This window comes from Bartonella sp. AP11XZML, from assembly GCF_042196445.1.
GTDB lineage: Bacteria > Pseudomonadota > Alphaproteobacteria > Rhizobiales > Rhizobiaceae > Bartonella.
The window spans coordinates 32,985-41,298 of record NZ_JBHIQF010000053.1; the positions used below are offsets into that span (position 1 = coordinate 32,985).

The 8,314-nt window shown below is 35.5% G+C and carries 8 protein-coding genes and 1 tRNA gene; 6 read left to right on the forward strand and 3 right to left on the reverse strand.

Annotated elements, in window-relative coordinates; all coding sequences use genetic code 11:
* The first annotated feature begins 62 nt into the window (after positions 1–62).
* A complete protein-coding gene (locus tag ACFIMG_RS05455) occupies positions 63–377 on the forward strand; it encodes an integration host factor subunit alpha (protein ID WP_273791377.1) in 315 nt (104 codons plus the stop codon).
* Positions 378–573: 196 nt separating this feature from the next.
* The gene (locus ACFIMG_RS05460) at positions 574–1,077 is read left to right on the forward strand and encodes a MerR family transcriptional regulator (RefSeq protein ID WP_375607116.1); all 504 of its coding nucleotides are present in this window, start codon (positions 574–576) and stop codon (positions 1,075–1,077) included.
* Positions 1,078–2,128: 1,051 nt separating this feature from the next.
* On the opposite strand, the gene thrS is transcribed toward ACFIMG_RS05460, so the two are convergent.
* The 3 genes from thrS to ACFIMG_RS05475 form a co-directional block, all read right to left on the reverse strand.
* On the reverse strand, positions 2,129–4,105 hold the full coding sequence (gene thrS / locus ACFIMG_RS05465; protein ID WP_375679303.1) for a threonine--tRNA ligase: 1,977 nt from the start codon (positions 4,103–4,105) through the stop codon (positions 2,129–2,131).
* A 111-nt stretch (positions 4,106–4,216) separates the two neighbouring features.
* Complete coding sequence (gene yidD / locus ACFIMG_RS05470) at positions 4,217–4,567, reverse strand: membrane protein insertion efficiency factor YidD (RefSeq protein WP_375607118.1); 351 nt, start codon at positions 4,565–4,567, stop codon at positions 4,217–4,219.
* Positions 4,568–4,996: an iron-sulfur cluster assembly scaffold protein gene (locus tag ACFIMG_RS05475; RefSeq protein ID WP_375679302.1), complete on the reverse strand. Its 429-nt coding sequence runs from the start codon at positions 4,994–4,996 to the stop codon at positions 4,568–4,570.
* Between the two features lie 125 nt (positions 4,997–5,121).
* On the opposite strand from ACFIMG_RS05475, the gene folE reads away from it, so the two are divergent.
* From folE to ACFIMG_RS05495, 4 genes are all read left to right on the forward strand, one after another.
* Positions 5,122–5,733: a GTP cyclohydrolase I FolE gene (gene folE / locus ACFIMG_RS05480; RefSeq protein ID WP_375679301.1), complete on the forward strand. Its 612-nt coding sequence runs from the start codon at positions 5,122–5,124 to the stop codon at positions 5,731–5,733.
* Between the two features lie 137 nt (positions 5,734–5,870).
* A tRNA-Leu gene (locus tag ACFIMG_RS05485) sits at positions 5,871–5,955 on the forward strand.
* A 193-nt stretch (positions 5,956–6,148) separates the two neighbouring features.
* The gene (locus ACFIMG_RS05490) at positions 6,149–7,321 is read left to right on the forward strand and encodes an alpha/beta hydrolase (RefSeq protein WP_375679300.1); all 1,173 of its coding nucleotides are present in this window, start codon (positions 6,149–6,151) and stop codon (positions 7,319–7,321) included.
* 137 nt (positions 7,322–7,458) lie between these two features.
* Positions 7,459–7,965 (forward strand): hypothetical protein, encoded by a 507-nt coding sequence (locus ACFIMG_RS05495; protein ID WP_375679299.1) that lies wholly within the window; start codon positions 7,459–7,461, stop codon positions 7,963–7,965.
* Positions 7,966–8,314: the final 349 nt, after the last annotated feature.

Below are 8,314 nucleotides of genomic sequence, written 5' to 3' on the forward strand. Positions count from 1 at the left end.
CCATATTTCAAGAAAACGTATAAGTCATTTTGTAATTTTTAATATTTTAATAGGTGGTTATAATGACAAGTAAGACAGTAACGCGTGCAGATTTAGCGAGCGTAGTTTGTAAAAGAGTGGGCTTGTCACATACTGAATCAGCAGCTTTAGTCGAATTGGTTTTGGATGAGATTTGCAACTCACTTGTAAGAGGTGAAGCGGTTAAATTATCTTCTTTTGCAACTTTTCAGGTTCGCAGTAAAAATGAACGTGTTGGACGCAATCCAAAAACAGGTGTTGAAGCACCGATTCCGCCGCGACGTGTTGTGACGTTTAAGGCTGCCAATGTCCTTAAACAGAGAATTTTAGATTCGCATCGTGCAAAACAGAAAAAATGATATCTCATAAATAAATGCCATGGTATGTTTGGTATTTGTTAAAGAAATGTATAAAATAAGGGTCTTTATTTTTTAGAAAAAGACTGGTGAGTAAGGTATCAATGATGGTCTTATTTTTGACTAATCTTGTTGAGAAATTGAGACAGAATGAGCCATTGTGAAGTAATTTATTTTGTTTTAAATAAGGTGTTACAAAATGGATAAAAGCTCTGATGCTTTTCGCACAATTAGCGAAGTAGCGGAGTTATTGGAGCTTCCGCAGCATGTCTTAAGATTTTGGGAAACACGTTTTAGGCAGATTAAACCAATGAAACGTGGGGGAGGAAGGCGCTATTATCGTCCGGTCGATGTTGATTTGCTCAATGGTATTAAGCAGTTACTATATGATCAGGGTTATACTATAAAAGGTGTGCAACGCCTTTTGAAAGAAAATGGTGTTGCTTTTGTGACTGCATTGGGTAATGGTGATCTTGATGCTATGAATGTGGTCATAGAGAAGAAACATGCAGGACAAACTTCTGAAAATGCTAGCAATAAGCCTAAGAAATCTTCTTTTGGGCTTTTGAGTTTCATGAGGAATGAGGGAGAAACATCTGTCGGTTCTGTGAATCTTTACAAAGATAAAACTGATAAAGCATTGTTACAAGAAATTCTGTTTGAACTCATTGAATGTAAGCGTGTTCTTGATAGAGCACGATAATAATATTTTTTTTTATTTTATATGTGTTTCGTAGATATTTAGATGTTTTATGGATGTACACAGAATTTAATACGTTCAACGAGTGGTCATGTATCGTATGTGTATATTTAACGAGTTTTTTATAAGAGTTTTTCATTTGGTAAAATATGAAGAAGGGAAAGAGTAAATGCTGAGCTTTGCCATTTTTTTTGATTTGGCTTTATAAAAATTAAGGCAATATCTCATCAGTGTAGATTGCGGGATGTAGAATGCCATTAGCTTACCAATTCATGTGCTTGTTTTAAAGAGATGTTTCTTAAGGCTTCTTAATCTTATTTTACCATAATGCCTCGTGAATGATTAATGGTAAACTCGTTGAGTACCGCTATTTTTATACTTATGAAGGTTCAAGTCGGCATCATCATTATAATTATAGCTTGTTCTCAATGACTGCAACAATTCTTAGCACTTTAGGCGGTTCATTGTAGGCATTTTAAAAGTCCTTTCTCAATAATTTTTATCCACACACTCATTCCGCTTGTTTCGTGCAAGCAAATGATTTTGATAGATTCAACATAAACATATTAAAAATAAGAGAAGCCTATGATATTCGAAACCTTATTTAATATGAATAACGATATATTATCATTATAAATCAATATCTTGTCCTTTTTATAAGGGCTTATCTTACGAATAAGAAATATCATTGTTCAGCTAATTTTACATATTTTTTATTAATAAATATAATCTTGTTTTCAGTTTTCTTGCTTGATGTTGCTATAATTATTGTAATGATCTATCCATGATAATAGCAGCATCTTTTCATTATAAAGGTAAAAGATTAATGTTATTATTAATATTCAATTGTCTATGATTTTTGCAATTTAAACAGCTCATAGCTTACATTCAACTTTTTCACCAATCTACCTTGTAGAGGAAGAGCACGTTATTCTTTCTGGTGATAGGTCATTGTGCATGAAACAAAAACACACTACAATATCAAATTATTTTATTTTGTACAAAAACTGAAGATTTATAGTAAAAAATTAACGTATTACCATCTTCTGTGGTATTATGCATTTATTACACGTTGCAAATCTGGAGGTGTTGCTTCATTTGAGAGTTGTTTAATCACATCTTCTACAGATAAAAGGGTTTGATTTGTACTTCCTAAGCGGCGCATATTTACGCTGTTTGTTTCAGCTTCACGTTTGCCACATACCAAAATTACGGGGACTTTTTGTAAAGAATGTTCTCGTATTTTATAGTTAATTTTTTCATTGCGGAGATCTATTGTTGCGGAAAGCCCAACAGCTTTAAGTTTTGCTGTTATTTTTTTGGCATATTCATTTGCTTCGGATGTAATTGTTGCAACAACAATTTGTTCAGGAGCAAGCCAAAGTGGCATATGTCCAGCAAAATTTTCAATTAATATACCAAGAAAACGCTCCATTGATCCAAAAATAGCACGGTGGATCATAACAGGTTGACGTTTTTCTGAATCTTTATCAATATAGAATGCACCAAAACGTTCAGGGAGATTAAAGTCTATTTGTGTTGTTCCACATTGCCATTCACGACCGATAGCATCCTTTAATGTATATTCAAATTTTGGACCATAAAATGCTCCTTCACCTGGAAGGATGCTTGTTTTGATTTGTCCTGCAAATTTTGTTTCAATCGTTTTAAGGACAGATTCCATGATACTTTCTGCATGATCCCATAATGCATCAGATCCAACTCGTTTTTCTGGACGTGTTGAAAGCTTAAGACTAATTTCTTTAAAACCAAAATCAGCATAAGTTGATAAAATAAGATCATTAATACTGAGACATTCATCGGCTAATTGTTCATCAGTACAAAAAATATGCGCATCATCTTGTGTAAAACCACGCACACGCATAAGACCATGTAAAGAGCCTGAAGGCTCATAACGATGAACAAGTCCAAATTCAGCAAGTCTAATAGGCAAATCACGATAAGATTTTAAACCATGTTTAAAAATTTGCACATGACCAGGGCAATTCATTGGTTTAAGGGCATAAACATTCCCATGATCTGAATCTTCTTCTGCTGAAATTACTTTGAACATATTCTCCTTATACCAACCCCAATGGCCAGATATTTCCCAGAGTGACCTATCGAGAACTTGTGGTGCATTAACTTCAGCATATTGATGATCATCAAGGCGTCTACGCATATAGCTGATCAAATTTTGGAACATTTTCCAACCTTTTTTGTGCCAAAAAATCATTCCTGGCCCTTCTTCTTGAAAGTGAAATAAGTCCATTTCACGTCCCAAGCGGCGATGATCACGTTTTTCAGCTTCTTCTAGCATATGGAGGTAGGCTTTTAAGTCATTTTCATTTGCAAATGCTGTTCCATAAATTCTCGTGAGCATTGGATTATTGGCATCGCCACGCCAATAAGCTCCTGCAACTTTCATTAATTTGAAAGCATTCCCAATTTGCCCTGTAGATTGCATGTGCGGTCCGCGACAAAGATCAAACCACTCCCCTTGATAATAGATTTTTAAATCTTGATTTTCAGGAATGCTATCAATAAGTTCAACTTTATAAAATTCCTTTTTCTCAGAAAAAACTTTTCTTGCTTTTTCACGAGACCAAATTTCTTTTCTAAAAGGTTTATTGCGTTGGATAATTTCACGCATTTTCTTTTCAATGACGGTGAGATCATCTAATGTGAAAGGTTGTTGGCGTGCAAAATCATAATAGAATCCGTTCTCAATGACAGGACCTATTGTTACTTGCGTTTCAGGAAAAAGCTCTTGCACTGCTTCAGCAAGGACATGGGCGCAATCATGCCTTATGAGCTCAAGAGCGCGTGAATCTTCTCGGGTAATAATCTCTACTTGACCAGATTGTCCCAATGGATCCGATAAGTCTCGCGTGATACCATCAAGACTATAGGCGACTGCTTTTTTTGCAAGTGATTTAGAAATAGATTCTGCTAATTCCAAGCCTGTCATTTCGGCGGGGTAATTACGTTTTGAACCATCGGGAAAAAAAAGAGAAATAGAGCAAGACATAAAAACACCCTTTTAATCCAATTCCGCTAACGATTGCGGATGGTTTCGTGAAAATTGAGTAAAAAGCTTATAGACTAATTTTTTATCAATACATGTGAAAAAAGAAAAGGATTATTTGTTGTGTTTGTCAGAAATTTTCCAGTAACGCCAAGGTTTATAAAAACAGCAAGAATTTCCAAGCGATGGAGGGACTGGATCAAAGCCATCTGTTCCAAAGGGCCCACAACGCATGATACGAAAGAGTCCCATCCATGCACCAGCCCAAAGCCCATGGCGTGCAATCGCTTCATATGTATATTCTGAACAAGTCGGGGCATGGCGACATTGATTGCCTATAAGGCTCGAAAGTGTTATTTGATAGAACCGTATTAAGAAAATACCCAATAATCGTCCGGGTGTTTTTTGCCAAGTGCCTGTGTAATTCCGAGTCAACTTTTTTTGTCTAGATTGTGATTTGAACATTTATTTTTCTTCAATTTTTTGAATGCAGTCTATCGTTGCATCAAAGGGTAGTAGTGTTGCTGCATGGCGCACTTTATAGTCTTTAATGGGCTGTAAGCAAGAAAAATCCTCAAATGGAGCTTGAGGAGAAGGACCATTTTGCGTTAGCATTTGGTAGATAACTTCACGCAATATTTTAAGATCTTGAGTTGTTTGTCCGATGATATGAGATGCTAAAAGTGAAGCTGAAGCTTGCCCTAGCACACATGCATGTATTTCGTGAGCAAAATCGGTAATAATACCATTTTCCACTTTTAAATCTACAGTGATTGTCGAACCACAAAGGTGTGCATGTTTTCTTGATGTTGCATCAGGATTATTAAGACGCCCAATTTTGCCTATATGTGCAGCATATTTAAGTATTTTATCATTATAGATATTATCAATCATGCGCTATTGCCTGAAATTTTGAGAGTCGTGATTGTTTAAACTTTTAATTCGCTTATATAGAGATTATACAAAATGAGATAGGTATGGAGCAAATGCTTTGTATAGAGTAAGCTTGGAGTTTTTGAATGCGTAATGTTGTTAAAGAAGACGCAAATTTATCTGAAGAAAAGCGTCCGAGTATTGAAAAGGTGGAAGAAGCGATTCGTACATTACTCTTATGGATAGGGGAAAATCCAAATAGAGAAGGGCTTTTAGATACTCCAAAACGTATAGCCAAGGCATATCGCGAGCTTTTTAATGGTTATAGTCAATCGGTTAAAGAAACCTTAGGTACAGTTTTTGAAGAGGTTTCAGGATACAATGAAGCCGTAATCGTAAAGAATATACCTTTTTATTCACACTGTGAGCATCACATGATCCCAATTATTGGGAAAGCACATATAGCATATCTTCCTAATGCAAAAATTGTTGGTCTTTCAAAAATTGTACGTGTTGTAGATATTTTTTCTCGTCGTTTACAAACTCAAGAAGCTATGACAGCGCAAGTGGCTCACGCGTTAAAAACGTATCTGAAGCCTCATGGTGTAGCAGTATTGATTGAGGCTGAGCACATGTGTATGGCTATGAGAGGAATCCAAAAACAGGGCTCTACAACAATTACAAAAAACTTTCATGGTTATTATGAAAAAGATCAAGCGGCACAAGCACATTTTATGATGATGATTCAAAGGTCATAGTAAAGCCCATATTTCTCGTAATCTCTATTAAGTTATAAAGCATCCGGATAAAATAAATTATGAGAAAAAGAAAATTGGCTTGTACCTTTCTTTATGATTTGTTAAAGGCTAAAAACCAAGATTTTTTCTTTCCACGTGCGGTCGTGGCGGAATTGGTAGACGCGCAGCGTTGAGGTCGCTGTGGGGCAACCCGTGGAAGTTCGAGTCTTCTCGACCGCACCAGTTAGCAGTGAGTCTCTCCATAATGAGATGAAGTTATGTTAGAGAGAGGGGATTTATAGGCATTATAGAGAAATCTTTTTTGTATGTTATTTGTTGGTGTGTTGCCAATAATGTTTCGTTTTTTATTACTTTATCTATGCATTTGAAATGTTATATTTTTATAAGGTGGGGTGAAGTTGCAGTGAGAAGTATAATGATTCTGAGATATTTAACACTTCTTATTTGTATTTCTTTATTATCAGCGTGTAGTGATTCACGTGCTGTACTTTGGCATGGGGTGCATGCAACACCTTCTATGACTGCCGTAGAAAGGGAAGTTGAAGGGAAACCAGTTTCTCCAAAAGCCATCGTTCCAGTGTATGTTGCAACAAGTCGTATGATGCAAAATAATTACGCTCAACCTTATGGTGCAGAGCGATCAAATAAAGTTCATTATAATCGTGTTGACGTAGGAATTCCTCAGCAACATGTAAAGGGAGTTGTTGAAATAAATGCCTATAAACCTACGCATGATAAGTATTTTTCAGCAGTAGCATTGCAAAAATACGATAATAAAGAACAGTTTAAACAGCAATTAAATGCTGCTTTAGCAAAAAAGCCAAAAGGAAAAAGAGAAATTTTTCTTTTTATCCATGGGTATAATAATAATTTTGCAGATGGTACATTTCGTACAGCACAGTTTACACACGATTATTCTTTAAATGTTGTCGCTGTGCATTATTCTTGGCCTTCGGCCGGATCAGTTCCTCTTTATATTTATGATCGTGACAGTGCTAATTTTGCCCGTGACGGATTGATAGAGCTTTTAACACTTATTAGTGAAACCAATGCTGATCAAATTTCGGTTATTGCACATTCTATGGGCAATTTTGTTATAATGGAAGCATTTAGAACGTTAGCGTTACAGGAAAAATATAGGCCTATTCGTCGTATTACAAGTTTATTAATGGCTGCACCAGATATTGATGTTGATGTATTTGAGCGCCAACTTAATGATATAAAAAAACTCCCGCAGCCAACCGCTATTTTAGTATCCAGAGCAGATAAAGCTCTTGCGGTTTCAGGACGTCTTACGGGTGGACATCATCGTGTGGGCGATGGCTCAGATATTGAAATGTTGCGTAAAAATGGAATAGCTGTTCTTGATTTTTCTCATGTGGATGGGGGAGCACACAATGTCTTTGCATCTTCGCCAACGTTGATGGCTCTTTCTCGAGAAGGTTCTTTGGCTTCCACAATTATGCAAGGTACAGAATTGTCACCTAGTCAAGCCCTTCTTGCTGATGGCAGTAGTGTGTTGGAAAAAACAACACATCTTATCCTTTATACACCTGTACGTTTTCTCTCTCCACGGATTCCACGTTGATCGTGAAAAGAGAGAAGGGGCTCCATCGAATAATGTATTGGAGGTAATATTTTTTAGCACTTTCTTTAGAATGGTCTTGTAAAATGAAAAATAAATAGCGGGATGAATGTAAAAAACAGTCATTAGGTGAGTTTGTGATGATTGCACGGAAACGCTATGTTAATACGCCTACAGTTGTTGATTATTTATCTCATTCCGCAATTAAGTTATTAAACATTCATGCTATGCTTGTGAAGGTGAGAAAAGGTGATATGGGGGAAAAACCAAATTTATTGCGTCAAATTGATTCTACAAAAAAACAGTTAGATGAGATAAGCCATGCTCTTATTTTAGAATATCGTAAACGCCAAGAAAATGAGCGTTTTTTAAAACAAATTCTGCTATCCATTTCTGATCAACTTTTTGCACTTAATAATGGTTTTAAGGAAACAGGACGTCTTTTTTTTCAAGAAGTTAGAATACTTCAATCTCAGATGCAATGTTTGTATGAGGGAAAGGAGAGGCTGCATTTGTTGAATAGCCAAGAATCTTTTTGTTCTCCATCAAAGATTGATGAAGTCATTAAACAGTTACAAAAAGCACGAGAAAAGCTTATTCTTGAAAGCCCACATCTCTTTGAAAAAAGCACAAAAGCTAAACAATAAAAGTTCTTTAGTTGAGCAGATAGATAATTTGAATTTTACAGCAAAAACGCTGTTAGATAGAAGGCTATAACCTTTTTAAAGAAAAGAATTTGCTTTAATAAATGAAACACATGCCTTATATCTTTGCTAAAGTTAAGGCTGATGAATTAGGTGGCTTTATTGAAAAAAAATGTTTGTGGAAAGAATTTTACAAAAAACTTTCTGATTCTTTTAATAATAGCCCGCCGGATAATTTTACCAATGTCATAAAGTTGTTAGTATATTCATTAGGCAAATAAAAAGCAAGTAAAATAAAATAGTTATGTCTAATATAAGGGAATAGGTGAATCTTGATTCTATTGAGTTTTTT